Here is a 26,975-nt window from a genome sequence, read left to right on the forward strand (position 1 = left end):
AATTCTATCTTATTTGGTGCTTATGTGTCTATTTTTAGAGAGTGTCTGTTGATTCTTTTTCAATATAATTATTTTCCCCAACCACATCATTTTCTTTCTCAAAAAAAACTTCGGTTTGATCTTTTGAACCAAACCGAAGTTTTTTCTAGATAGACTCTTTTTTTGATAATTCAATCGAAGCAGGAATGGCCTCGGTTTTTGGAAAGGACGGAACTAAAGCAAGATCAAATACCTGTTGAAGATGGGTTACAGGGACAATATTGATGCCCTCGATTTCATTTAAGATGGTTTGCATATTTTCTTCTGGGATAATAACTGTTCTTGCCCCAGCTTTTTTAGCAGCCTTTACCTTCGGATATACACCGCCAATCGGCTTTACATTTCCATGAATACTAATTTCTCCAGTCATGGCTACTGTGTTATCAATCGGGATTTTATAAATGGCCGAGTAAATTCCCGTTGCCATGGCAATTCCTGCAGATGGGCCATCAATCGGCACACCGCCTGGGAAATTAACATGGATATCATAATCATTTGCCGGTACTCCCATTGAGCGTAATACCGTGAGTACATTTTCAATTGAACCACGCGCCATACTTTTGCGGCGGATCGACTTGCCCTGACTGCCTATACTTTCTTCTTCAACAATTCCTGTAATATTAATTGAGCCCTTTTCCTTCGCCGGAATGACGGTGACCTCAATTTCAAGTAATGCTCCAGAATTCGGACCATAAACCGCTAAGCCATTTACGAGGCCTATATGTGAGATATCATTAATTTTTCTTTCCATTCTTGGCGTCATCTGGCTGGAATGAATGACCCATTCAATATCTTCGTCTTTAATGAAGCCGCGATCTTCCGTAATGGCCAGCCCGGCAGCAATTTGAATCATATTGACCGTTTCCCGGCCATTTCTTGCATATGTAGATAGCGTATTTACACCATTTTCGCTTATTTCCATATTGACTTTATCGGCTGCTTTTTGGGCCACCGTTATAATCTCTTCTTGATTTAAATCACGGAAGAAGACTTCCATACAGCGTGAACGGATCGCTGGAGGAATTTCACTTGGTGTTCTGGTCGTAGCCCCGATTAAACGAAAATCCGCCGGTAGTCCGTTTTTAAAAATATCATGAATATGGGTTGGAATCTGTGTATTTTCTTCATGATAGTAAGCACTTTCAAGAAATACTTTGCGGTCCTCCAACACTTTTAACAGCTTATTCATTTGAATCGGATGTAATTCACCAATTTCGTCAATAAAGAGAACGCCACCATGCGCATTGGTAACCGCCCCTTGTTTCGGCTGTGGAATTCCTGCTTGTCCCATCGCCCCGGCACCTTGATAAATCGGATCATGAACGGATCCAATCAGCGGGTCCGCGATCCCTCTTTCATCAAATCGAGCGGTTGTTGCATCTAGCTCAATAAAAACAGACTGTGGTTTAAATGGTGACTTAGCATTCTTTTTCGCTTCCTCCAATACGAGACGGGCAGCGGCCGTTTTCCCGACCCCAGGAGGTCCATAAATAATCACATGCTGCGGATTGGGTCCGCATAAGGCAGCTTTCAATGACTTTATACCATCCTCTTGGCCTACAATATCATTAAAACTGGTAGGACGAACTTTCTCAGATAACGGTTCTGTTAAGGATATTGATCTCATTTTGCGAAGCTGTTCCATCTCTTTTCGGGATTCCCGATCAATGGATACCTTTTGTGTGCGCTGGCTCCTCAGCAAATTCCAAAAATAGAGCCCTATGATAATACCGAAAAAGAGCTGTATAAATAAGGCAATCCCCGTCCAACTCATTATATTCCCTCCTACAACTGTACTCATCTATAGTAAGAAGTATTTCCTTTAGAGTGGCGGAATAAACCAATAATGTAAAAACAAATCGATACATGGGGAGTGTTCTATCGTTCATCGTACAGGTTGATTTACCCATTTTTCCGGAGAAAATGGCTTTCTTATAATGGAGATTGGCCATATTCCCAGTTTAATGGTCCTTTCATATGATGATTGGCTCATTTTTGTAAATTTTCGCATTCATTTATAAATAGGGACTCAGAATCACACAAAAAGACCCGGCTTGATAAGCCAGGTCTCACTTCATTACGCAGATTTTTCTTCAACAACAACCGTTCCATCTTCTAAGACTAACTTAGGTACACTGCTGCCTAGAACGGTTTCTTTAGTAATAATACACTTTGTGATGTCGTCGCGTGAAGGCAGGTCATACATAACATCCAGCATAATGCCTTCAATAATCGAACGTAAACCACGAGCGCCTGTTTTGCGTTCGATTGCCTTTTTCGCGATTTCATTTAGAGCGCCTTCTTCAAACTCAAGCTCAACATCATCGATTTCAAGCATTTTTTGATATTGCTTCACTAATGCATTTTTTGGTTTTGTCAGGATTTCAATTAAAGCTTCCTCGTCTAATTGCTCAAGGCTCGCAATAACTGGAAGACGTCCAATAAATTCTGGAATTAATCCAAAACGAAGTAAGTCTTCTGGCAATACCTTTGAAAGTAGTTCTTTTTGTGCCACTTCTTCCTGCTTCACTTCAGAACCAAAACCGATTACTTTCTGGCCTAAACGGCGTTTAATAATAGGTTCAATTCCGTCAAACGCACCACCACAAATAAATAAGATGTTAGTGGTATCGATTTGGATAAATTCTTGATGAGGGTGCTTTCTTCCCCCTTGTGGCGGAACACTTGCAACTGTGCCTTCAAGAATTTTTAATAGTGCCTGCTGCACACCTTCACCGGAAACATCTCTAGTAATAGATGGATTTTCAGACTTACGGGCAATTTTATCGATTTCATCGATGTAAATGATGCCTTTTTCAGCTTTTTCTACATCATAATCAGCAGCCTGAATTAATTTTAGCAGGATGTTTTCAACATCTTCACCTACATAACCAGCTTCAGTGAGAGAGGTTGCATCAGCAATGGCAAATGGCACATTCAAGATGCGCGCTAATGTTTGCGCTAATAACGTCTTACCAGAACCAGTCGGCCCAATCATACAGATGTTACTTTTTGAAAGTTCCACATCATCAATTTTGCTATTTGAATTGATACGCTTGTAGTGGTTATAGACCGCTACGGAAAGAGATTTTTTCGCCTTGTCTTGGCCAATGACGTAATCTTTAAGAATTTCATAAATTTCTTTTGGTTTTGGTACGTCTTTGAATTCTACTTCCTCTTCTGTTCCAAGTTCTTCCTCTACGATCTCCGTGCAAAGCTCGATGCATTCATCACATATATATACACCCGGGCCAGCCACTAATTTACGAACTTGATCCTGTGTTTTTCCACAGAAGGAACACTTTAACTGTCCTTTTTCATCATTAAATTTAAACAATTCTTTCACCCCTTAACACGTGTTAAAAACCTATTGAAGCTCGTGAATTACACAAACAAAGTCCGAGTTTTTTTCTATCTTTCAAAGGTATGTATTTTGCATTGTAACACATTAGGCTAACAGACTGGAAATAAAACGCTTTAACAAGTATGTCTTCTTTTTCTCAAGTTTGTTGTGTAATCATGTAAAAATATGTACCCATTAATCTTAACCATAATTCTAAAAAATAAATCTAAAATGGTTATGGAAATATTTATTCGTTGCCTGCAGCGTTTTTTCCTGCCCAATTTAAAGAAATTGAATCTAGGGAAACATTAAAAGTTTTCCCTGCCCTTATTATAATATGTAATTGATAAAAAGTATAAAACAAGGCACGATAAAAATCGCGCCTTGTCCAAAAGTTCACTATTATTTCTTATTTTCAACTAAGAAGTTAACTGCTTTTTGAAGTTGAAGATCACCTTTGATGCCATCAACGCCGCCAAGAGCTTGCTTAATAGCGTCAACAGGCATATTGTACATGCCAGCCATTCTTTCAAGTTCAGCGTTCACATCTTCTTCTGATACTTCGATGTTTTCTTGCTTAGCAATCGCTTCAAGTGTAAGGTTGATTTTCACACGCTTCTGTGCATCTTCCTTCATTTGTTCACGAAGAGCATTTTCATCTTGACCAGAGAATTGGAAGTAAAGCTCAAGGTTCATGCCTTGCATTTGCAGGCGTTGTTCGAATTCTTGAAGCATACGGTTTACTTCAGTAGTCACCATTACTTCAGGAACTTCTACTTCTGAATTTTCAGCAGCTTTTTCAACTAAAGTATCACGAAGGTTGTGTTCTGCTTCATGCTTTTTGCTGTCTTCTAAACGAGTTTTGATTTTTTCTTTTAATGCATCTAAAGTTTCCACTTCATCGTCTACATCTTTAGCAAACTCGTCATCTAACTCAGGAAGTTCTTTTCCTTTGATTTCATGTACAGTTACTTTGAAAACAGCTGGTTTACCAGCAAGCTCTGCAGCATGGTATTCTTCTGGGAATGTAACTTCCACATCTTTAGATTCGCCAGCTTTTACGCCAACTAATTGCTCTTCAAAACCTGGGATGAATGAGCCAGAACCAAGTTCTAATGAATGATTTTCAGCTTTTCCGCCTTCAAATGCTTCGCCATCAACGAAACCTTCGAAGTCAAGAACAACTGTGTCACCATTTTCAGCAGCAGTATCTTCTTTAACAACAAGCTCAGCTTGACGTTCTTGCATTGTTTTTAATTCGTTTGCAACATCTTCATCAGTTACAGCAGTATCGATTTCTTCTACTTCTAAGCCTGTGTACTCGCCTAATTTCACTTCAGGCTTCACTTGTACTGTTGCTTTGAAGATAAGGTCTTTACCTTTTTCCATTTGCTCGATGTCGATATCAGGACGGTCGATTGGCTCAATGCCAGTTTCGTCAATTGCATTTCCGTAAGCTTCTGGAAGAAGAATATCTAATGCATCTTGGTAAAGAGCTTCTACACCGAAACGCTTTTCGAACATTCCACGAGGCATTTTACCTTTACGGAATCCTGGAACGTTTACTTGCTTAACCACTTTTTGGAATGCCGCGTCTAGGCCTTTGTTTACCTCTTCAGCACTTACTTCAATAGTAAGGACGCCTTGGTTTCCTTCTAATTTTTCCCATTTTGCTGTCATACCTTTTTTTCCCTCCAACAAATCTATTCTCATTTCATTCGATAACGAATTAGAGTCGAAAAATGTCTTGTCTATCAAGTCATTTTCCTTTTTTAAATGTAAAATATAGTTTTTTACACAATGCAACCCCTACATTATAACATAGACTCGACTTCTTTCAACACCGAGTCCTAAATATTAGGGTAGGAAATTTTCTCAATTGTCTCTATTTGCTCTCTAGCTTTCTCTAGATCAGGGATTTCAGCTCCGTATTTTCTTGCTATTTTGCTAATTTCCGGGGCCATTCCCAAGTATTCTTGCGCCAGGAGTTCAAAAGCGGCGGCCCATGCCTCTCTCGATTCAGGCTCAAGATCGAAAGGGAAACTAATAAAAAAGGTTCTCTCTACGATATTGACCGAGTGTTCATAAAGACCAGGATTTTTACTTTCTAATTGCTCTTCAAGTATGGCCTTTATCTCTGCCATTTTAGGCTGCTCTCTTACATCAGGAAGCTGCAGGGGTATGAAGTCTTCTATAGAAGCGAATTTTTCAACAGTCAGTTCTTTTTCTATTTCTTGTTCTTTTAATAGATTTAGTAACATCGTTTTTAAAAATGGATGGCCAGCTTTTGCCTTTAAGTAATCCGTGATATCCTCTAAATAGGGCCGGATGTTCTTGTCCGCTAAATTAGCTGCTACTCGCATTTGCTCATTAATGTCCTCAATCGCAAATAAGTTCAGACCTGCAGCTTCCTCTTCTATTTCATTCATTTCTTGGGCCTCGCGGCTGTCTGCCATCCGGCTGCTAAATTGTAAGATCGTCAGAAAATGATCATATTTCTCTGGAGGAATTTCTCTTTCGTCTAAGAGTGCTTCAATGGTGGTAACAATTTCCCGGTATTCATGTAGTTGGATAAGGACGGTCAGATACAGATCGACCATCTGAAAATAATCACCAATCCCTTTTAACAGCATCTCATTTGCAAGAGATTTAGCTTTTTTAAAGGCCCCTGCCTCAAAATAGGCCACCACCAGTCCAATTAATATGTTTTCATTATCTGGGTCGAGCTCGCATGCTTCTTCTAAAAGGGGAATCGCTTCATGGAATTTTTTGTTTTCGAGGCTCTCCAACCCTTTGTCCGTTAATCTTTTGTCGAGTCCGGGAAAGAAGATGACGTTATCTTTTCGTTTTACTTGTCCCCGTTTTTTCATAGAATCCGTCCTTCTATTTGTATTAAAAGAAAGTGTAGCATAATTTGGAAGTAAAAAAAACTCACCGCCCTCGGTAAGTTTTGATAGTTAGATGCGTTTTGCGCCAATAAATCTTGGCTTCCAGTAAACGTTGTTCGTATAAGCAATGGAAACTCCTTTTGATGAAGCCGCTTGAATCATTTGTCCGTTTCCGATGTAGATGGCTACATGGTTAGGTTTACTTGCCTTGTTTGGTGCAAAGAACATTAAATCTCCTACCTGCAACGTGCTGACACGCGTCCCTTTAGTATACATTTCAGCTGACGTACGAGGCAGAACTTTTCCTGCCTTGCCGTAAGAATATTTAACAAGTCCTGAACAATCGAAACCACTTGGTGTAATGCCACCCCATTTATATGGTACTCCCAGATTTGCCTTTGCTACAGAAATTGCTTTTGTATGATATGTAGCCGCTTCCACTTTATCGTTCAAAGAAGCGAAGAAAGTTGTCGTAAGTAAAAGGATAAAAGTCAGAGATAAGGATATTTTTTTCAGCATATTATTTAATCTCCCTGCTGCGTTTATGTTATCTCTACTATACAAAAGGAGAGTAACACCGATGTAACAGGTAAATTACAATTATATTACAAATTTCAACTTTTTATGCAAAAATATTCGACAAAATTAAAATGAATTACCCTGACTAAACTCGATTCCTTCGATTGTCACGTTTTTTCATTGAATACTCCATGGGATTTTCGGACTGTATATGTCTAATGACTCACGGTGGGTATCCTGGGCATAATACAATTTAAATACATTAGAGGTGGGATATTATGCGGCTAAGAAATGGAGATTTTTATTCTAATGTTTTTACCAATAAGTTATATAGGTTAAATGAAGATGGTGACAGCAACTGGTACTTGAGTTTGCGTGATGAAGAAGGTTATCATGAAACTGAAAAGACTTCAGGTCGTGATATGATTAGATTGATAGAAGGTGGGTATAAAAAAAGCAAATAAAAAAAGCTGCCCATTACTGTCAGGGTACCTGTAATCAGATGCTTTTAGTGGAAATTTGGTAAAACTTGAAACAATACAACATATTCCAAGGAAAAAGTCCACTTTATGTCGAATATAACAGCTAAAGGGGATGATCCAATGAATAAAGTTGAGTTATTAAAAAGATTATTAAATGGCAGTCGAGGTAATATGTTTTCATTAGAGATTCCTACTACCAAAGAAAATGAGAAAAAGATTCAAGAATTGGTTAGAGTTTTAGAAACAGAACAAAAAATTAAATTAAGAGAATATGTACAAAGAGAATACTCAGTTTATTTACATGGAATAATTAAGTATGCATCCGAATAATCGGATGCTTATTTTAGTTTGCAAACGAACCTCTATAAAAGCACATTAAAAATTTTTATTCAAAGATGATTAGGATAATTTTTGATTATGTGATACACTTTGTTTACCATTTGATTTACTTGTTTACATGTGCCCCACTCATTCGTGAGTGGGGCTCCTTGTTTTAGAAGAAAAAATAAAAAAAACAGACTCTATGAAGAGCCTGCTTTATTTGTTCTTATTATTAAGCTTTACGCACGTTAGCTGCTTGAGCTCCACGTTGACCTTGCTCAACGTCAAAAGTAACTGTTTGACCTTCGTCTAAAGATTTGAAACCTTCGCCTTGGATCGCTGAGAAATGAACGAATACGTCTTCTCCGCCTTCACGCTCGATGAATCCGAAACCTTTTTCTGCGTTAAACCATTTTACTTTACCTTGTTCCATTTTGTTTCCTCCTGCTGTGTGCTTTGCACACAATGTATTACTATCCTTGCACTCAGTGATCATCAAGACGAAAAGTTAATCTTATACTATCCTTTACACCGAACAAAAATAATTCTTCTAAAGCATAACATCTTTTTAAAGTATTTGCAAGAAGAACTAAAGAATAATTCATTTAGATCCTCAGTAATTGTAAGGATTGCTTCTTTTTTGTCATATAGAAAAACCTCCCATGAGTTAAAATGTTCGAGTCATTTAACGTCACAAGAGGTTAATTTTGCAGGGCTTTATAGCCGCTTTTTTAGCGTCCCAGGAGAGATTCGAACTCCCGACCGTACGCTTAGAAGGCGTATGCTCTATCCGGCTGAGCTACTGGGACATATCAATTATCAAAGACAAGATTTATTATATTATCCCAATATCTTATTGTCAACAGCTTTTTAGATATTTCATAAAAGGGGGAAGCAGCCCCCCTTTATAGTGCAAATTCCCTTGCTAGTTCTTTGATCTCATGACCTGATAGATCAAACACAGCTAAGTGGATCTTATCATCTTGCAGATCAAGAATCACATATGTTTTTTCAAAGCGCTCACGCGGGAGACGGATGCTTCCTGGATTAAGGAAAAGCTTACCATCAACTACTTCTGCTCCTAGGATATGGGAGTGCCCAAAACAGATAATATTGGCGTTAACTTCGTCTGCTTTATATTTTAAATTCATTAATGTGGATTTTACCGAATAACGGTGGCCATGTGTAATAAAAAATTTACGCTCCGCTACTTCTGCTGTTGTTTCCAATGGATACTCAGCCCCAAAATCACAGTTACCCATAACCGTTAAGTAGCCCTTCATATATTTATCGGTTGGCATCAGTTGTGAATCACCGCAGTGAATCATTAAATCTACTTCCTCTAAGTGCCGTTCCCTGATGATTTCAAGTTCGTCTGTTAACCCGTGGCTGTCACTAACAATCAACACTTTGCTCATGACTTTTCAACTCTTTCTAAAATAGAATCTAACATCACATCAAGTTTTTTCAGGGCATTGGCACGGTGGCTGATTTTATTTTTTTCATCGGAGGATAGTTCGGCCATTGACCGGCCCTGTTCTGGCACATAAAATACTGGGTCGTATCCGAATCCGTTTGTTCCTTTAGGCTCTTTTAAAATCAGTCCTTCACAGGTGCCTGACACTGTTTTTGTCTCTTGTCCTGGTATTGCGATTGCCAGCGCACAGTAGAATCGTGCGGTTCTTTTTTCTTCAGGAACTTCTTGTAGTTCTGACAACACTTTGTTTGTGTTGTTCTGATCATTTTTGGACTCACCGGCATAGCGGGCAGAGTAAATCCCTGGTCTGCCGTCTAGTGCATCGACCATGAGTCCTGAGTCATCGCTAATGACCATTTTTTGAAGGGCACGGGAGACGGCCTCCGCTTTAAGGATGGCATTTTCCTCAAAAGTTGTGCCTGTTTCCTCTACCTCAGGAATTTCAGGAAAATCTAGCAATGTACGGACCTTTATCCCCCTTGAAGCAAAGATATGTTGAAATTCTTTTGCTTTGCCGGGGTTTTTAGTCGCAATAATGACTTCTTTCATCTCTATCTCCTCTTTTAAATGACAGTAATTTTGGCTTATCCGCCAGTTAATTCATGTTATCCGCTAGTAAACTTGGTTTATCCGCAAGTAATCCAGATTTATCCGACAGTAAACTCGGACTATCCGCCAGTAATCCCGATTTATCCGACAGTAAACTCAGACCGGCCAACTTATTTCTTCCGTCTATTCTCAATCTTTTTAATAATATCCTCACCCAGTGCAGCTTTCTGCTTCTCAAATAATTCCATCAATCCTTCTTGAGCTGCAGACAGCAAGCCTTGGAGTTGATCATAAGAGAAGGTAGACTCTTCGCCCGTCCCTTGCAGCTCAACAAACTCCCCATTGCCTGTCATCACCACATTCATATCCACTTCAGCCTTCGAATCCTCGGCATAATTTAAATCAAGCACAACCTGTCCACCTTTTAGAATCCCAACACTGGTAGCAGCTAAGTAATCGATGATTGGATATCTTGAAAAAGACTTTTTTTCGGATAACTTATTTAAGGCAAGCGTAAGCGCAACAAACGCACCAGTAATCGATGCAGTCCGCGTGCCGCCATCTGCTTGAATGACGTCACAGTCAATCCAGACCGTTCTCTCGCCAAGTGCACTTAAATCAACAATAGCCCGAAGCGCCCGGCCAATCAGACGCTGAATCTCCATTGTCCGGCCGGAAACTTTTCCTTTTGAAGATTCGCGAATATTTCTTGTTTCTGTTGCCCGAGGAAGCATGGAATATTCCGCTGTAATCCACCCTTTTCCTTCCCCCCTCATAAAGTGAGGAACCCTGTCCTCGATGCTGGCGGTACATATTACCTTTGTATTCCCTACCGAGATAAGGACAGAACCTTCCGGATGCATTAAATAATTGGTTTCAATATGTATAGGTCTTAAGCTTAACGGGCTTCTTCCATCAACGCGCACAACTTTTCCTCCTTATCAAAACGCTAATTCAAATAAAGAAGAGGCGGCTATAATGAGCCAACCTCTTACATGGTCAATATATAGTATAACAAAAATGCTTTTTTAATAACTACCTGTATTGACTTTTTCTGGACGAGTTACCGGTTCTGAAACACTCTTACCTTGATCATTCTTTATGCCGGCCTTACCGTTAACCTCTACAGCCACTTTTTCTACCCCCTGTTGTTCTGTCAGAGAAAGAACTAGCGCATCTAGTAAAGATTGCGAGATTTCTTTTTTATCAAAGCTATCATAAATATTCTTGTTAAAGTTTAATGTAACAGTTCCGTCTTCATACTTTGGTGCTTCAAGCAGCTTTACATCTGACATAAATTCTGAAACAAGAGTAGACTTCGCACTTGGTCCCTTAATTAATTGGTCAATAACCGCTGCATAATTATCTTTCTCCGAATTGCTAATCCGGCGGGTGACTGGAACATAATAATAAGAGCCCTCTTCACCGCCCATGTAATAAATGGTGACTGGTTTTGTATTCGCAATATCGACCACACCACTGTTATCAATATTAATTCCAGTGGCTCTTGATAGATTCTCGCTGATTGGGGTGCCATTGACAGGCATTTCAGTTAAATCATGTCCATTCATTTGTAGCTTGACCGACTTTACGTTATCAAATTGCGTTAACGTCCAAGTGACAGATTGGAGAATTTTTTGTTCATCCTCTGGCTGATAATTTTTGAATTCCTTTGAAAAATTAACGATTGCTAACCCATTATCCTTAATGTTTACCGAGATGTCTGTATCCTCTGGAAGTACCGCCCTAAAATCATTTGGCAGCATGTCGGTGACAGGGCCATTTGCGACTAAATACTGAAGGGCCTGTTTGGCAACTGAAGTCGTTTTTGGAAGAGCTAATGTTTGAGGAACAACATAGCCATCCTTGTCAATCAAGTACAGTTCCATCTTTACTGTGTCTTTTGCAGCAGCCTTTTCTTTCACAGTAGTCTCTTTACTTACATCTTTACTTACATCTTTACTTACATTCTCTTCCTTCACCGTAACCGTTTTTGGCGGATCGATTTGCTTTTGCGTCTCTTTGTTTAATAACCCGCAGCCCGAAAGTAGAATAGTCGAAGTTAATACAGTGGCACCAATGATTTTTGCTTTATTTTTGGACACATGAATTCCCCCCTAAGACAGTTTGTACTAACATATATACGAGCCTTATGAAAAAATAGACCGCCTTAGCAAAGAAAAAATAAAAGAAGCTCCCCTCGGCGGAAGCTCCTTCTAAAGTTTTATTTTATTGACATTGTTTACAGGTATGCCGAGCCATTGAGAGGCAATTTTTGAAAAAAGTCTTTTCGAACCTGTAGTGTAGAACTCGTGCTCCGGTTCTTCGTCACACTCGTCCAGCAAATCATTATATTGGAGAATGGCACTAATTTCTCGTGCGGTTTCGTCACCGGAACTAATGACCTTTACTTTTTCGCCCATGACATTCTTAATAAGGGGTTCAAGTAATGGATAATGGGTACATCCTAATATTAAGGTATCTAAATTTTGTTCCAACAGCGGTTGTAAGGATTCCTCTACAATTCTCTCAGGAATGGCTCCCGTATATTCTCCGCTTTCCACAAGAGGAACAAATTTTGGGCAGGCCTGACTAGTTACAAACAGCCTGCTGTTCAGCGATTTTAACGCTTTTTCATAGGCCCCGCTTTTGACTGTTCCAAGTGTACCGATAATACCGACCCGGTAATTTTTGGTTTGTTTAATAGCGGCTCGGGCCCCAGGGTTAATCACCCCAATCACAGGAATCGATAATTCTTTCCGAATTTCGTCTAACGCTGCCGCAGTTGCCGTATTGCAGGCGATAACAAGCATTTTGATCTTCTTTTCTAATAGAAAAGAAGTTAGTTCCCAGGTAAACCTCTTTACCTCCTGCCTTGATCTTGGACCATATGGGCAGCGGGCAGTATCTCCTAGATAGATGATTTTCTCATTCGGAAGCTGCCTCATCACTTCTTTGGCGACAGTTAATCCACCGACACCAGAATCTATAACACCTATTGGTTGTTTCAAAAATCTCGCCTCTTTATTCACGCATTTCTTGATGCATTTTACTAAAGTTGGATTGAAGAAGTAAGATTTCATCCATTGAAAAGTTTTTTAATACTTCATCTAGATACGCTTGGCGTTTCTTAATCACTTCATCAATGATTCTTTTTCCTTCTTCTAATAAATGAATCCGAACCACGCGCCGGTCGCTTGGATCTTTCACCCGTTCCACCAGCAGATTCTTCTCCATTCGGTCAACTAAATCAGTCGTTGTACTGCACGCCAAATACATTTTAGTTGAAAGTTCGCCAATCGTCATATCTCCCTCTTCAAAAAGCCATTGTAAGGCCACGAATTGTGGAGGGGTGATTTTGTAATTACTTAACATTTCCCTGCCCTTTTGCTTAATGATCCCAGAAATATAACGAAGGTCTTTTTCAATCGCAGCAATAATGTCCACTGTAACTTTTTGTGGATTTTCGAGTTCCATTTTATTTACACTCCTATATATTTGCTTCTCCTCAAGACAAATCTATTTAATCGTGCTAATCCTTGTTGAAAATCTTAAAGCTTGTACTTATTTTCTACTTTTTCTGTTAAAATTTCAAGTTTGAAACTACTAATTGGCAGCACTCCTGAAAAGCTATTAAGCAAAACAAGTGTTATAATAAATTTATTTTAACAGATTAGTTCATAATATGTTCATGTTGACTATTAAAACAAAGGTGAGAAGAAGATGAAAATAGGGATAAGCAATGACGCATTAAGATGGTTCAAGAATGAAGTTGAGTTAAAAGCAGGGGATCAAGTTAGATTCTACGTTAAGATTTATGGGAACAGTCCCGTTCAAGAAGGATTTTCACTTGCTTTCACAGTGGACAATCAGCCGATTGATATTGCTGTTAAAACTGAAATAGACGGCCTGACTTTTTTTATTGAAGGCTCAGATTTATGGTTTTTTAACGGCCATGATTTAATGGTTGAATATAATAACGAAATGGATGAATTGGAATTTAGTTATATCGTACCAGAGAAATAAATAAAAACCGGCATTGGACACCGATGCCGGTTTTACTATTCTAATGAAGCCTTAGACTTGCAATCGGTAAGATTACTTCAATAATCGTCCCATGCTCATCACTCCAAATATTGAAGCTGCCACTATGATTTTCGACGATTTGCTTAGAAATCATGATTCCAAGTCCGGTGCCGTCCTGTTTCGTTGTAAAAAAAGGTTCGCCGACGCGTTTTAAGATATCGGGTGACATACCAAAACCGGTATCCTTAAAAAAGATCTTCACCATATTACAACCGTATTCCTTTACTTCAATCGTGATAAACCCGCCTTTAGGCATCGCTTCAACGGCATTTTTTAAAATATTAATAAACACCTGCTTTAGCTGGTTCTGATCGCACTTAATCGTAAAGGTATCAAAATTGTTGTATATCGTTTCGATTTGAATTCCATTTAACACAGCCTGTGTATCAATTAATGTCTTAATATTATCTAAGAGAGTGATGAGGTCCACCGCTTCAAATTTTAATTCATGTGGTTTGGCTATGACTAATAATTCACTAAGGATTAGTTCAATCCTATCCATTTCAGACTGAATAATATCGAAATAGGAGTGATTTCCATCCCCTTCAGTCTCCATTAACTGCAGAAACCCTTTGATCGCAGTCAGCGGGTTGCGCACTTCATGAGCAATCCCTGCCGCCAGTTGTCCAGCCACATTTAATTTTTCCGAATTAAGAAGGAGCTCGTGCGTTTTTTTCCGTTCTGTTACATCACGAATAATAATATGTCTAGCCAAGGTATTCTGATAAAAAGTTGGAATCCCTTTCACTTCCGCGACAAAAACAGAACCGTCCAGCCGGAGCAATTTATACTCCATAAATTCGGTGACATTCCCTTCCATCACCGTTTTTTGACGAACTTTAGAAATCTCATGAAATTCGGGATGAACGAGGTCTCCCAGCGGTTTATTTAAAATATCCATTTTGCCCTGTGCCCCAAACAATTTAGCACCCGTTTCGTTTATAAAAAGGATGTCCGAATCTTTGGCAATAATGACTGCATCAGGTGAGTGCTCTACTAGGTCACGATAGGTCTCCTCGCGTCGTTTCGCTTCTTCCTCACCCTTTTTACGTTCTGATATATCCCTAATGACACTGACCATTTCTAAAACGTGAAGAGTATCGTGAGCGATAATCGGCTTACTGAGTGATTCGACCCACATATATTCGCCGCTTTTTTTCCGGACCCGATATTCTTCTCGTCCGCTCTCTTGGTTGTCAAGCACTTGTTTTCGGCTCTGAAAGGCTTTTTCAGCATCATCTGGATGGACAAACGATAAAATATTCTGCTTTATGACTTCATTTGGATCATAGCCGAGAATATATTCACAGGAAGGAGATACATAGGCAATTTCACCTTGCAGGTTCGTACTCACAATCACATCTAAAATATTATCGGTCAGAACCCGCTGCATCTCTTCTATTTTTCTAATCTCTTCTTTTTTTCTTTTTAATTCCGTAATATCTTTCCCAATTGCGCGAACTCCGACGATTTGGTCCTCTACACTAATTGGAATGAACATGATATTCAAATCAAGAATTTGCTCGATTTTAGTGATGATCTTCGTATCAAAGTTTGAAAAACGGCCCGATACAGCATTACTAAAATGATGGAACACTTTATTTATATGATCGATTGGAAAAAGAAATTGAAGTCTTAGCTCGTCCCCATTCAATGGTGAATAACCTGTTAATTGTTGGAATGCGGGATTCGATTGAACAACATGCCCTTCTATATCCAATACAAAAATACTATCTTCATTGCGGGAAAATAGCGTCTCATATCTGCTGTGATTGTTTTTTAAATAATTCAGTAAAAGCATTCTTTTTTCATTTTTAATCACTTCAACAGGACTGTTCATCTCTTACTTTCAGTTCCTTTCTCCCCAGATCATGCAAATTACCTACTTTAGTCTTAATTGTAAGTTTTACTGATAAAACTTTCAATATATTTCTACTATTTACCATCAACTATTATCACCGTGTTAATCTAGCAAAACAATTAAATCGCTTGAAGGTTTTTTCTTACAAGACAGGCAACTTACTTTTCGTTTATTTTTCTAAAAAACTTTTCACAAAAATGAACCGGCCCCCCATTAGGAAGCCGGGTCATTTTTAAAGTTCTAGCTCTCCCATTCGAAGGAGCTCTACAACAGCTTGTGAACGCCCCTTGACTCCAAGCTTTTGCATTGCATTTGAAATGTGGTTCCTAACTGTTTTCTCGCTTATAAATAATTCACCAGCGATTTCTTTTGTTGTTTTGTCCTGTACTAATAATTCAAATACTTCTCTTTCGCGTTTGGTGAGTAATGGCTTGTGATTATATTCATTCTCCTTCAAGTATTGTAACCCTCCTTGCCGTCGCCAGTAATGTATCGTGGGATGGGTATATATTTAGTCACCATATCTTATGTAAACGATACATTTGGAGTGACTATATTTACTTAAAGGAGAATGTTTTTTTATGAAGGAGTGACTCGCTTTTTTTACGATTTAATTAACTTTGCATAAATAATATATCGCTTTGGTGCATTTCCAACATAATGAAACGGATAACAAGTAGTTAGAATCAATTCTTCCTGCTGATTTTGCAGGGTAATGATGCTTCTGTCGTTTGACTTCACAATTTTTGTTTTTGTAATTTGATACGTAAAATCTCCGTTTGGCATTTGCATCTTTAGTTGATTTCCAATTTTCAACTCACCTAAATGGCGAAAAACGGTATCCCGGTGGCCCGATAACACAATTTGCCCGTTATCACCAGGAAAATAAGAACCTTTATAATGACCGACGCCCTTTTGAAGATCATCGGGGTCTGTCCCTTCTACGATGGCTAATTCTGCTTTCAGTTTTGGAATTCCTAAAATTCCTATTGTATCACCAGTAGATGGCGGCGTTTCCTTGTTGATTTTCTTTTTATCTGCAGCTGCAGGCTGTTTCTGGCTAATTAAAACTTTTGCTTGTGCCAGCGCGGATGTGGTTTGGAGCTTTGTTTGAGTAAATTGCCAAACGCCCCATCCCAATAGAATGAGCCCAGTCAATATAATGAACAAAGGAAGCTTTTTTTTCACGTTAAAATACCTGCCTTCTATCCTCATTTGTTCAAGTATAACAAAAAGTGCTCAAAAAGGACTAATGAAACTTCTGCCTTAAACATTAAAACCTTCTTTCCTATGTGAAAAGAAGGTTTTAGTCGTCTATTTTTTAATAACCACTATCGCTGCCAAAGAAGTTTTTAAATGCCTGCATGGTTGCTGCACGGTTAACTGCAGCGATTGATGTTGTAATTGGAATCCCTTTAGGACATGCCTGCACGCAGTTTTGAGAATTCCCACAGTCCTGCATACCGCCATCTTCCATAAAAGCATTTAAGCGCTCCGCTTTATTCATTTCCCCAGTCGGATGAGCATTGAATAAGCGAACTTGGTTAAATACAGCCGGTCCCATAAAGTTTGATTTACTATTCACATTTGGACAAGCCTCTAAACAAACACCGCATGTCATACACTTGGAAAGCTCGTATGCCCATTGGCGTTTTCGCTCAGGCATCCGTGGTCCAGGTCCTAAATCATAAGTTCCATCGATTGGAATCCATGCTTTAACCTTTTTCAAGGAATCAAACATTCTGCTGCGGTCTACTGATAAGTCACGGACCACAGGGAATGTGTTCATTGGAGCTAAACGGATTGGCTGTTCTAATTGATCAACCAATGCCGAACAAGATTGGCGCGGCTTTCCGTTAATCACCATGGAACACGCTCCGCAAACCTCTTCAAGGCAGTTCATTTCCCAAGTAACCGGAGTTGTAGCTTTCCCCTGTGCATTTACGGGGTTTTTACGAATTTCCATTAATGCCGAAATCACGTTCATATTCGGACGATATGGAATTTCAAAAGTCTCCTCATAAGGAGCAGCTTCTGGGCTGTCTTGACGAGTAATAATAAAAGTTACCTTTTTGTTTTCAGACATGTTTCTCTACTCCCCTTTCTATTAATGTTTTGTTGTGTAATCGCGTTTTCTTGGCTGAATTAACGAAACGTCGATTTCTTCGTAATGGAAAGCTGGAGCAGTTTTAGAATCAACGAATTTAGCCATCGTAGTTTTCATGAATTCCTCATCATTACGCTCAGGGAAATCAGGTTTATAATGAGCGCCTCGGCTCTCATTACGGTTCAATGCACCAATGGTAATTACACGGGCCAATTGCAGCATGTTCTGTAATTGTCTAGTGAACGCTGCTCCTTGGTTGCTCCACTTAGATGTGTCATTGATATTGATGTTTTGATAGCGTTCTAATAGTTCTTGAATCTTTTCGTCTGTTTGCTCGAGCTTGTCATTATAGCGGACAACGGTTACGTTATCGGTCATCCATTCGCCAAGCTCTTTATGAAGTACGTATGCATTTTCCGTACCATCCAAGGACATAACATCATTCCATTTTGCTTCCTGTTCTCTAACATGGCGATCAAAAACAGCAGAAGAAATGGAATCCGTGCTCTTTTCAAGTCCGTCAATATAGTTAACAGCATTTGGTCCTGCGACCATCCCGCCGTAAACCGCTGATAACAAGGAGTTTGCACCAAGCCGGTTTGCACCGTGCTGTGAATAATCGCACTCACCAGCAGCAAATAACCCTTTGATGTTTGTCATCTGGTCATAATCAACCCATAGTCCGCCCATTGAATAGTGAACGGCAGGGAAAATTTTCATCGGTACCTTACGTGGATTATCGCCCATGAATTTTTCATAGATTTCGATAATTCCGCCTAGTTTGATATCTAATTCATGTGGATCCTTGTGAGATAGATCGAGGAATACCATGTTCTCCCCGTTCACACCAAGCTTTTGACGTACACAAACATCAAAAATTTCACGTGTAGCAATATCACGCGGTACAAGGTTACCATATGCAGGATATTTTTCCTCTAAGAAGTACCATGGTTTACCGTCTTTATAGGTCCAGATACGACCGCCTTCTCCACGGGCAGATTCACTCATTAAGCGAAGTTTATCATCTCCAGGAATAGCTGTTGGGTGAATTTGAATCATTTCACCATTGGCATAGTAAGCACCTTGCTGATAAACGATCGATGCAGCAGATCCTGTATTAATGACAGAGTTGGTTGACTTTCCAAAAATAATCCCAGGGCCGCCAGTTGCCATGATGACCGCATCGGCCGCAAAAGATTTGATTTCCATTGTTTTTAGATTTTGGCAAACAACCCCACGGCAAACTTCCTCATCATCTAAAATTGCACCAAGGAATTCCCAGCCTTCATATTTAGTGACTAAACCGTCCACTTCATGGCGGCGAACCTGCTCATCTAGTGCATATAAAAGCTGCTGCCCGGTTGTTGCGCCAGCGAATGCTGTCCGGTGATGCTGTGTACCTCCGAAACGGCGGAAATCAAGCAACCCTTCAGGCGTACGGTTGAACATAACACCCATCCGGTCAAAAAGATTAATGATACCAGGTGCCGCATCACACATTGCTTTTACAGGCGGCTGATTCGCTAAGAAATCTCCTCCATAAATGGTATCGTCAAAGTGAATCCAAGGAGAATCTCCTTCACCTTTTGTATTTACCGCTCCATTAATACCACCTTGGGCACAAACAGAGTGAGAACGTTTAACCGGAACAAGAGAAAATAACTCTACCGGTGTTCCTGATTCTGCCACTTTGATAGTAGCCATTAAGCCGGCAAGGCCGCCGCCGACTACGATCACTTTACCTTTACCCATTCGTGACTCACTCCCTCTAATCCAACATACGATATTTTTCCGAGATTACTAATCTATTAAGATACAAATGCAATTAATGTTTGAATACTAATAAATGAAAGAATAACGAACACACCAATCGTCACGTAGGTTGTAATAAGCTGTGAACGAGGTGAAACGGTAATTCCCCAGCTGACTAAGAATGACCACAATCCATTGGCGAAGTGGAAGATCGCTGAGAGAATTCCTACTAAATAGAAACCAAACATAAATGGTGATGATAGAATATCATTCATCATATCAAAGTTAACTTCCGTCCCAAATGCTGCTGCCACGCGTGTCTGCCACACATGCCAGGCAATAAAGATCAACGTAAGGACGCCTGTAATACGCTGCAATAAATACATCCAGTTTCTGAATGTACCAAATCTATTAACATTGCTAGTACCTGTAAAGGCAATATATAGTCCATAGATGGCATGATATAACAATGGTAAATAGATAATTACTGTTTCTAGGACAATCTTGAAAGGAAGATTTCCCATAAAATCTGAAGCCTTGTTGAAAGACTCAGGTCCCCCTGTAACAAAATGGTTGACGATCAAGTGCTGCGTCAGGAATACTCCAATCGGAATAACTCCTAGTAATGAGTGCAATCTGCGATTAACAAACTCACGATTACCCGCCATTATTTTTACCCCCCTTTTGGTTTTGAAAAAATGTTTTTTTACACTTTGCTAAATTATTACATCTAATTTCTATGATTATCACCACTGTGACAATTATGTGACATGTTCATTTTACTCCCATCATCTTGGAGCGTCAAGAAAACGGATACAGATTCTTTACCAAAAATATAAAATTTTTTAAATATATTGATATTATAATAGACCATTATAACAGCTATGTTTTATGCCCTTTTGTTATGTAATACTTCCATATTTCTCAATCAATTTCCAACATCTAACTGTTAGAAATTAATTGCTGAAGGAAATAATAATTATGATGAAAAATAGGAATAAATATTGTGAGATAATTTATTTATTTAAGGTAAAACGTACTGAAATCCGCCTCAAATTGTATATAATAGAATGATAGAAAGAGGGGAAACATATTGAAAGAAAGTACTGTTGCCGATGTAAGTTTGAACTCAGCTGAACAATCGGCTGATCTCACAGCAGACCCGCGTACCATTTCAATCTTCGGATATGAATTAATAAGGGAAATCCTTCTGCCTGAAATTCTTGGCAAGGATACACCGGAAATACTATATTGGGCAGGCAAACGACTGGCACGTATTTATCCATCTGCCGATTTTGATGAGGTCACTGCCTTTTTCCATAAGGCTTCATGGGGTCAGCTGGAAATCAAAAAAGAAACAAAGAATGAAATAGAAATCGAATTGCTTAGCCCATTGCTTGTATCACGGGTAAAATCAAAAGCAGAACACTACTTCCAACTTGAAGCAGGGTTTCTCGCCCAGCAAATGGAACTTCAAAAAGGAGTCGTTGCTGAAGCCTTCGAACACCCCGTCAAAAAAGGAAACAAAGTCCAATTCACCGTTAAATGGGACAGTAAAGACTACATCAAGTAAACAATTCAAACATTGCATTAGCCCGCACGCCTTAATAATTCTATAGAGATAGTAAAAATGGTGTCAGGTTACCTTTCGGTGCCTGACACCATTTTTATTATTTTCACCATTTTTTCTTTTTATATAGTCTCTATTATCTTATTGCTGCTGGCCTAGTTCAAATGCTGTGTGGAGGGCTTCGACTGCTTTTAGCATTTGTTTTTCTTCGACTACGACTGAGACTTTGATTTCGGATGTGCTGACCATTTTGACGTGGATGTCGTTTTCTGCAAGGACTTTGAACATTTTAGCAGCGACGCCTGGATTAGAGATCATTCCTGAGCCGACAATCGATACCTTTGCCAGTTTATTTTCTGCATCCAGTTGTTCATAGCCAAGTTCTGCTTTATTATCTTCAAGTACCTTCACTGTTTCCATTAGATCATTTGTATGGATAGAGAAGGACAGGCATTCACTTCCGCTTTCTGTCGTACTTTGAATAATGATATCTACGTTTAAATGATTCTGCGCCAGAGTGGTGAAAATAGTTGATAAACTTGTAAGTGAGTTAGTCAAACCTAATACGGTTACTCTTGTAATTTCGTCTTCAAATGCCACTCCGCGTACCACTAAATTTTGTTCCATCGTTGCTTCCTCCTCAATGACTGTACCTTCTACTTTCTCCATGCTTGATCTGACAACCAGCTGTACTTTATAGTTTTTCGCATATTCTACTGCTCGTGGATGAAGTACACCCGCACCTAAATTGGCAAGCTCGAGCATTTCATCATATGAAACAGATAATAGTTTACGAGCATCTTTGACATAACGCGGGTCGGTCGTAAACACTCCAGTCACATCTGTATAAATATCGCATTTATCGGCTTTTAATGCAGCTGCTAAGGCAACTGCAGTTGTATCTGAGCCGCCGCGTCCTAGTGTGGTAATCTCACCATCCTCCGTTACGCCTTGGAAACCTGCCACAATGACAACCTTCCCTTCTTGAAGTTTGGCCTGAATGGCTTCCGGATTCATTTTAGAAATCCGGGCATTTCCATGAACTGGTTCCGTAACAATTCCTGCCTGCCAGCCTGTGAATGACACAGCCTCAAGACCTTGTTGCTGCAAAGCCATAGAAAGTAAGGCAATGGTCACCTGCTCACCTGTGGACAAAAGCATATCCATTTCACGTTTACTAGGCTCTTTTGTTATATCCTTTGCCAACCTTACTAGCTGGTCGGTCGACTTTCCCATTGCTGAAACGACGACAACAACATCATTGCCCCGCTCCTTCTCCTCTTTTACACATCCGGCAACATTTAATATTCTTTCTACACTTCCAACGGAAGTACCGCCAAATTTTTGAACTACTAAACCCATCTATTTCCCCTTCTTTCCACTTTGAATCACTAGCAGGCTAGTAAAATAAAAAAAGCAATGAGAAGGGCATCTCATTGCTTTTTGAACACGAAAATATATATTCCTGAACAAACAACGTAAGATAGCTCTCCAAGACAACAGGTCTTGACAATTCTGGATTTATTCAATACAGAACCAGCAAAAAAAGATTATGAGACCTTTTTCACTTCGGCGAACCTTCCCTTTCATGATCCTTCATTGAAGCTCATACTTCTCCGAATCATTACTATTGAATTTCGCACCTCTACCTTCACTTTAATACGATAAAGTGACTGATTAAATTTTCACTCATTATAGCATGTTCATTTTTATATGACAATAATTATGAACGAAGTTTTTCAATTAACTCTTCTGCCACATTCACAGGAATTCCTAGAGCCGTAAATTCCTCCAGGCTCGCTTCCTTCATTTTTTTCACCGAACCAAATTGTTTTAACAATAATTTTTTGCGTTTTTCACCAATGCCCGGGATATCATCAAGTAAGGATTGAAACGCGTTTTTCCCACGTATTTGCCGGTGGAAGGTGATTGCAAAACGGTGGACTTCATCTTGAATACGCTGAAGTAAATAAAATTCCTGACTGTTTCGGGCTAATGGTACAATTTCCAGTGGATTACCGTAAAGCAGCTGCGATGTACGGTGCTTCTCATCCTTGACAAGACCTGAGAGCGGAATATCCAAACCAAGTTCATTTTCCAGAACATCTCTAACCGCTTCTACATGCCCCTTCCCGCCATCAATAATGATTAAATCCGGGAGTGGCAGATTTTCTTTAAGAGCCCTGGAATATCTTCTTCGGGTAACCTCCCGCATGGATTCATAATCATCCGGGCCTTTGACTGATTTTATCTTATATTTTCGATATTCCCGCTTGTTCGCTTTCCCATCAGTAAAAACAACCATTGCGGAAACGGGGTCTGTTCCCTGAATATTGGAGTTATCGAATGCCTCAATTCGATGCGGGGTGTAAATACCGAGCAGCTCTCCCAGATTTTCAACTGCCTTAATCGTTCTCTCCTCATCCTTTTCAATAAGTGAGAATTTTTCCGTAAGAGCAATATTGGCATTCTTAATAGCCATTTTCACAAGATCCTTTTTAGCCCCTCTTTGCGGCTGCAACACTTTAACTTCCAACAATTGTTCCGCCAAATGAAGATCGACTTCATCCTGAATAAGGATTTCTTTTGGCTTGAAATGATTAGCTTTCGTATAAAATTGGCCAAGGAAGGTTAAAATCTCTTCCTCAGGTTCATTATAAATTGGAAACATGGAGACGTCCCGCTCAATCAATTTTCCTTGGCGGACAAAAAAGACTTGAACACACATCCAGCCTTTGTCGACTGCATAGCCAAACACATCACGGTCAGTAAAATCGGTCATCGTGATCTTCTGCTTTTCCATGATTGTCTCAATATGAACGATTTTATCACGGTATTCTTTTGCTCGTTCAAAATCAAGTTCTTCGGCTGCCGCTGTCATTTTTTCGGTCAGCTCTTTCTTAATTTCCTTATAGCCGCCATTTAAAAATCGCGTGATTTCATCGGTCATTTGTTTATACTGATCTTCACTTACTTCATTCACACATGGTGCCAGGCACTGGCCTAAATGGTAGTACAAGCAAACCCGGTCCGGCAATGTAGAGCACTTGCGGAGCGGATAAATTCGATCGAGCAGCTTTTTCGTTTCGTTTGCCGCTATGACATTCGGATAAGGGCCAAAGTATTTCCCTTTATCCTTCTTTACTTTTCTCGTAATAATCAGTTTTGGATGTCTTTCCGCTGTAAGCTTAATAAACGGATAGGTTTTATCATCCTTTAACATGATATTGTATTTTGGGTCGTATTTCTTGATCAGATTTAGTTCAAGCAGCAGGGCTTCTATATTGGAAGAGGTAACAATATATTCAAAATCCTCGATTTCATTGACAAGTCTTAATGTTTTCCCATCATGAGAACCGTTAAAATAAGAACGGACACGATTTTTCAACACTTTCGCTTTTCCCACATAAATGATCGTTCCCTGACGGTCTTTCATTAAGTAGCAGCCAGGCTGATCAGGCAGCAGGGTCAGTTTTTGCTTTATAATTTCATTCATTCCGGCCACTCCTCCGTCTTTTTTATCATATCTTATAAATTCTAATGCAAACTCACAATAAAGGGAAGCAGGAGAATCCTGTAAAAAAAATAAAGAACCTCAGCCGGGTTGGCTAAGGTTCTCGCATTTAGTTGATTAAACGTGCTTTTCTAATACGCTTGCTAACGCATCTTTAGGCTGGAAGCCGACAACTTTGTCAACCACTTCGCCGTCTTTGAGCACTAACAATGTCGGGATGCTCATTACACCAAAGTTAGAAGCAGTTTGTGGGTTATCATCCACATCAAGCTTCGTGATTTTTACTTTTTCGCCCATTTCTGCATCAAGTTCTTCAAGAACTGGAGCAATCATTTTACAAGGTCCGCACCATGGTGCCCAGAAATCTACAAGCACTAGGCCTGAACCTGTTTCAGCCGCAAAATTTTGATCGGTTACGTGTGAAATAGCCATTTATATTGACCTCCTAATAATTACTGAAATACTACGGAAAGTATATCATTTGTTCGTCATATCACGCTAATAATATGTCTCGCAAATACTATACCCTTTTTTTCTATAAGTATTCTATTCAAATCCATGATAAAAAGCGAGCAGCACACCGCCCGCTTCTTATTATTAACCTGCTTTTCCGTTCATAAACACGTAAGCCAGCTTTTTACCAAAGGTCCGCTTAGCTGAGTCTTATGAATGGACTTTTAGTTTTCTGAATTCTTCTGTTAATAATGGGACCACTTCGAACAAGTCACCGACAATTCCATAGTCGGCCACTTTAAAAATATTAGCCTCCGGATCTTTGTTGATTGCCACAATCACCTTTGAGTTTGACATTCCTGCCAAGTGCTGGATTGCCCCTGAAATACCGCAGGCAATATAAAGGTCTGGTGTAACCACTTTCCCTGTTTGGCCAATTTGTAAGGAATAGTCACAATAGTCTGCGTCACAAGCACCACGAGAAGCCCCAACGGCCCCGCCTAATACTTGGGCTAATTCCTTTAAAGGCTCAAACCCTTCCGCGCTCTTCACACCGCGGCCTCCAGAAACGACCACTTTTGCTTCACTTAAATCTACCCCTTCACTTGCTTTTCTAACCACCTCTTTAATGATGGCACGAAGGTCTTTAATATCAACAGACAGCGAAGTGACCTCACCAGTTCTGCTTTCATCCTTTGCCAATGGTGCGATATTATTTGGACGGACCGTGGCAAAGATAATTCCATCCGTTACGATTTTCTTTTCAAATGCTTTACCAGAATAAATCGGTCTAGTAAACACAATGTTTCCGCCTGCCGCCTCTACTGCGGTAGCATCAGAAACCAAACCGGAGGAAAGCTTGCCTGCAATTCTTGGAGCCAAGTCCTTTCCTAAAGCCGTATGGCCTAATACTAATCCTTCCGGTTTTTCTTGTTCAATAACTGACAATAACGCTTGGGCAAAGCCGTCGGATGTATACTGCTTTAATTTTACATTTTCAACAGCAACAACACGGTCTGCTCCATATTGAATCAATTCGTCACCTAAAGCGCTTACAGATTCACCCGCTAAAACTCCAACAACTTCTCCGCCCTCTGCTACGACTTTAGCAGCAGCAATCGCTTCGAAAGAAACATTACGTAATGCTCCGTCACGAACTTCACCCAGCACCAATACTTTTCTTGTCATTCTAGTACCCTCCTGAAAAACAATTTTTATGTGAATGGATTAGATTACTTTTGCTTCTGTGTGAAGAAGATGCACAAGTTCTTTGACTTGGTCATTTAAATCACCTGATAACACTTTTCCTGCTTCTTTTTTAGGCGGCAAATAAATTTCAATTGTTTTTGTTTTAGCCTCTACTTCATCTTCCTCAAGATCCAAATCATCTAACTCTAATTCTTCGAGCGGCTTTTTCTTTGCTTTCATAATGCCTGGTAATGAAGGGTAACGCGGCTCGTTAAGTCCTTGCTGTGCGGTTACCAATAGCGGCAGGCTGGTTTCAATCACTTCAGAGTCGCCCTCGACATCACGGGTGACTGTCACATTGTTTCCGTCGATTTCTAACTTTGTAATGGTTGTTACGTATGGGATATTAAGAAGTTCTGCCACACGAGGGCCAACTTGGCCTGAACCGCCATCAATGGCAACATTTCCGCCTAAAATCAAATCAGCTTCTTTGTCTTTTAAGAATTCAGCAAGAACTTTAGCGGTCGTATATTGGTCCCCATTTTCTATATCATCTTCTATATTAATAAGAACGGCTTTGTCGGCTCCCATGGCAAGGGCTGTACGTAATTGCTTTTCCGACTCCTCACTTCCAACAGAAATGACGGTCACTTCCCCGCCATTAGCATCGCGGACTTGAATAGCTTCTTCAATTGCGTATTCATCGTAAGGATTGATGATGAATTCTGCTCCATCCTCATTGATTTTGCCGCCAGAAATGGCAATCTTTTCTTCCGTATCAAAGGTTCTTTTCATTAATACATAAATGTTCATGGTTTCCCTCCTA

27 protein-coding genes, 1 tRNA gene and 1 riboswitch are annotated in these 26,975 nt (G+C 39.7%); of the genes, 4 read left to right on the plus strand and 24 right to left on the minus strand.

From position 1 onward, the window contains the following. Positions 1–145 precede the first annotated feature (145 nt). The 5 genes from lonB to GXK58_RS09515 all read right to left on the minus strand — a co-directional run bounded on the left by lonB (position 146) and on the right by GXK58_RS09515 (position 6,789). Positions 146–1,813, minus strand: coding sequence for an ATP-dependent protease LonB (gene lonB / locus GXK58_RS09495; RefSeq protein ID WP_160722037.1), 1,668 nt, complete (start codon positions 1,811–1,813; stop codon positions 146–148). Between the two features lie 303 nt (positions 1,814–2,116). Further along, complete coding sequence (gene clpX / locus GXK58_RS09500) at positions 2,117–3,376, minus strand: ATP-dependent protease ATP-binding subunit ClpX (RefSeq protein ID WP_160722039.1); 1,260 nt, start codon at positions 3,374–3,376, stop codon at positions 2,117–2,119. Positions 3,377–3,784: 408 nt separating this feature from the next. Then, positions 3,785–5,062 (minus strand): trigger factor, encoded by a 1,278-nt coding sequence (gene tig, locus GXK58_RS09505; RefSeq protein ID WP_160722041.1) that lies wholly within the window; start codon positions 5,060–5,062, stop codon positions 3,785–3,787. 170 nt (positions 5,063–5,232) lie between these two features. Then, a complete protein-coding gene (locus GXK58_RS09510) occupies positions 5,233–6,252 on the minus strand; it encodes a tetratricopeptide repeat protein (protein ID WP_160722043.1) in 1,020 nt (339 codons plus the stop codon). Between the two features lie 87 nt (positions 6,253–6,339). Then, a complete protein-coding gene (locus tag GXK58_RS09515; RefSeq protein WP_160722045.1) occupies positions 6,340–6,789 on the minus strand; it encodes a C40 family peptidase in 450 nt (149 codons plus the stop codon). A 278-nt stretch (positions 6,790–7,067) separates the two neighbouring features. Here GXK58_RS09515 and GXK58_RS09520 point away from each other — a divergent pair, with 278 nt between their 5' ends. Together GXK58_RS09520 and GXK58_RS09525 are read left to right on the plus strand one after the other, a co-directional pair. Next, positions 7,068–7,253 (plus strand): hypothetical protein, encoded by a 186-nt coding sequence (locus GXK58_RS09520; RefSeq protein ID WP_160722047.1) that lies wholly within the window; start codon positions 7,068–7,070, stop codon positions 7,251–7,253. A gap of 138 nt (positions 7,254–7,391) precedes the next feature. Then, positions 7,392–7,601: a hypothetical protein gene (locus GXK58_RS09525; RefSeq protein WP_160722049.1), complete on the plus strand. Its 210-nt coding sequence runs from the start codon at positions 7,392–7,394 to the stop codon at positions 7,599–7,601. Positions 7,602–7,824: 223 nt separating this feature from the next. On the opposite strand, the gene GXK58_RS09530 is transcribed toward GXK58_RS09525, so the two are convergent. From GXK58_RS09530 to GXK58_RS09565, 8 genes are all read right to left on the minus strand, one after another. Continuing rightward, a complete protein-coding gene (locus tag GXK58_RS09530; protein WP_042463323.1) occupies positions 7,825–8,025 on the minus strand; it encodes a cold-shock protein in 201 nt (66 codons plus the stop codon). 302 nt (positions 8,026–8,327) lie between these two features. Beyond that, a tRNA-Arg gene (locus tag GXK58_RS09535) sits at positions 8,328–8,401 on the minus strand. A gap of 96 nt (positions 8,402–8,497) precedes the next feature. Continuing rightward, positions 8,498–9,010, minus strand: a complete 513-nt coding sequence (locus tag GXK58_RS09540; RefSeq protein WP_160722051.1) for a metallophosphoesterase family protein — start codon at positions 9,008–9,010, stop codon at positions 8,498–8,500. After that, positions 9,007–9,618: an XTP/dITP diphosphatase gene (locus tag GXK58_RS09545; RefSeq protein ID WP_160722053.1), complete on the minus strand. Its 612-nt coding sequence runs from the start codon at positions 9,616–9,618 to the stop codon at positions 9,007–9,009. The genes GXK58_RS09540 and GXK58_RS09545 overlap by 4 nt, the downstream gene beginning before the upstream one ends. 170 nt (positions 9,619–9,788) lie before the next feature. Further along, the gene (rph, locus tag GXK58_RS09550; protein ID WP_160722055.1) at positions 9,789–10,544 is read right to left on the minus strand and encodes a ribonuclease PH; all 756 of its coding nucleotides are present in this window, start codon (positions 10,542–10,544) and stop codon (positions 9,789–9,791) included. Positions 10,545–10,646: 102 nt separating this feature from the next. Then, the gene (locus GXK58_RS09555; protein WP_160722057.1) at positions 10,647–11,723 is read right to left on the minus strand and encodes a GerMN domain-containing protein; all 1,077 of its coding nucleotides are present in this window, start codon (positions 11,721–11,723) and stop codon (positions 10,647–10,649) included. Positions 11,724–11,834: 111 nt separating this feature from the next. Then, entirely contained in the window at positions 11,835–12,629 is a 795-nt protein-coding gene (racE, locus tag GXK58_RS09560) for a glutamate racemase (protein WP_160722059.1), read from the minus strand. A gap of 13 nt (positions 12,630–12,642) precedes the next feature. After that, positions 12,643–13,095: a MarR family winged helix-turn-helix transcriptional regulator gene (locus tag GXK58_RS09565; RefSeq protein WP_160722061.1), complete on the minus strand. Its 453-nt coding sequence runs from the start codon at positions 13,093–13,095 to the stop codon at positions 12,643–12,645. A gap of 246 nt (positions 13,096–13,341) precedes the next feature. On the opposite strand from GXK58_RS09565, the gene GXK58_RS09570 reads away from it, so the two are divergent. Next, positions 13,342–13,644, plus strand: coding sequence for a HesB/YadR/YfhF family protein (locus tag GXK58_RS09570; RefSeq protein ID WP_160722063.1), 303 nt, complete (start codon positions 13,342–13,344; stop codon positions 13,642–13,644). Between the two features lie 40 nt (positions 13,645–13,684). Here GXK58_RS09570 and GXK58_RS09575 read toward each other — a convergent pair whose 3' ends face one another. From GXK58_RS09575 to GXK58_RS09600, 6 genes are all read right to left on the minus strand, one after another. Further along, complete coding sequence (locus GXK58_RS09575; RefSeq protein ID WP_160722065.1) at positions 13,685–15,544, minus strand: PAS domain-containing sensor histidine kinase; 1,860 nt, start codon at positions 15,542–15,544, stop codon at positions 13,685–13,687. Positions 15,545–15,797: 253 nt separating this feature from the next. Continuing rightward, a complete protein-coding gene (gene gerE, locus GXK58_RS09580; RefSeq protein WP_160722067.1) occupies positions 15,798–16,022 on the minus strand; it encodes a spore germination transcription factor GerE in 225 nt (74 codons plus the stop codon). A 146-nt stretch (positions 16,023–16,168) separates the two neighbouring features. After that, on the minus strand, positions 16,169–16,753 hold the full coding sequence (locus GXK58_RS09585; RefSeq protein ID WP_160722069.1) for a class D sortase: 585 nt from the start codon (positions 16,751–16,753) through the stop codon (positions 16,169–16,171). 133 nt (positions 16,754–16,886) lie between these two features. Continuing rightward, entirely contained in the window at positions 16,887–17,651 is a 765-nt protein-coding gene (gene sdhB, locus GXK58_RS09590; RefSeq protein WP_160722071.1) for a succinate dehydrogenase iron-sulfur subunit, read from the minus strand. A gap of 21 nt (positions 17,652–17,672) precedes the next feature. Beyond that, complete coding sequence (sdhA, locus tag GXK58_RS09595; protein WP_160722073.1) at positions 17,673–19,424, minus strand: succinate dehydrogenase flavoprotein subunit; 1,752 nt, start codon at positions 19,422–19,424, stop codon at positions 17,673–17,675. A 56-nt stretch (positions 19,425–19,480) separates the two neighbouring features. Next, on the minus strand, positions 19,481–20,092 hold the full coding sequence (locus GXK58_RS09600; RefSeq protein ID WP_160722075.1) for a succinate dehydrogenase cytochrome b558 subunit: 612 nt from the start codon (positions 20,090–20,092) through the stop codon (positions 19,481–19,483). Positions 20,093–20,517: 425 nt separating this feature from the next. Between GXK58_RS09600 and GXK58_RS09605 the strand changes: the two genes are divergently transcribed. Beyond that, positions 20,518–20,997, plus strand: coding sequence for a YslB family protein (locus GXK58_RS09605; RefSeq protein WP_160722077.1), 480 nt, complete (start codon positions 20,518–20,520; stop codon positions 20,995–20,997). Between the two features lie 138 nt (positions 20,998–21,135). Here GXK58_RS09605 and GXK58_RS09610 read toward each other — a convergent pair whose 3' ends face one another. The 5 genes from GXK58_RS09610 to GXK58_RS09630 all read right to left on the minus strand — a co-directional run bounded on the left by GXK58_RS09610 (position 21,136) and on the right by GXK58_RS09630 (position 26,962). Next, the gene (locus tag GXK58_RS09610) at positions 21,136–22,356 is read right to left on the minus strand and encodes an aspartate kinase (protein WP_160722079.1); all 1,221 of its coding nucleotides are present in this window, start codon (positions 22,354–22,356) and stop codon (positions 21,136–21,138) included. A gap of 114 nt (positions 22,357–22,470) precedes the next feature. Further along, a riboswitch (Lysine riboswitch) is annotated at positions 22,471–22,650 on the minus strand. 67 nt (positions 22,651–22,717) lie between these two features. Continuing rightward, a complete protein-coding gene (uvrC, locus tag GXK58_RS09615; RefSeq protein WP_160722081.1) occupies positions 22,718–24,490 on the minus strand; it encodes an excinuclease ABC subunit UvrC in 1,773 nt (590 codons plus the stop codon). Positions 24,491–24,625: 135 nt separating this feature from the next. After that, positions 24,626–24,940 (minus strand): thioredoxin, encoded by a 315-nt coding sequence (gene trxA / locus GXK58_RS09620; protein ID WP_160722083.1) that lies wholly within the window; start codon positions 24,938–24,940, stop codon positions 24,626–24,628. Between the two features lie 231 nt (positions 24,941–25,171). Beyond that, positions 25,172–26,149, minus strand: coding sequence for an electron transfer flavoprotein subunit alpha/FixB family protein (locus GXK58_RS09625; protein WP_160722085.1), 978 nt, complete (start codon positions 26,147–26,149; stop codon positions 25,172–25,174). Positions 26,150–26,188: 39 nt separating this feature from the next. Further along, a complete protein-coding gene (locus GXK58_RS09630; protein WP_160722087.1) occupies positions 26,189–26,962 on the minus strand; it encodes an electron transfer flavoprotein subunit beta/FixA family protein in 774 nt (257 codons plus the stop codon). Positions 26,963–26,975: the final 13 nt, after the last annotated feature.

It is taken from the genome of Bacillus sp. USDA818B3_A, from assembly GCF_009928415.1.
Taxonomy (GTDB): domain Bacteria; phylum Bacillota; class Bacilli; order Bacillales; family Cytobacillaceae; genus Neobacillus.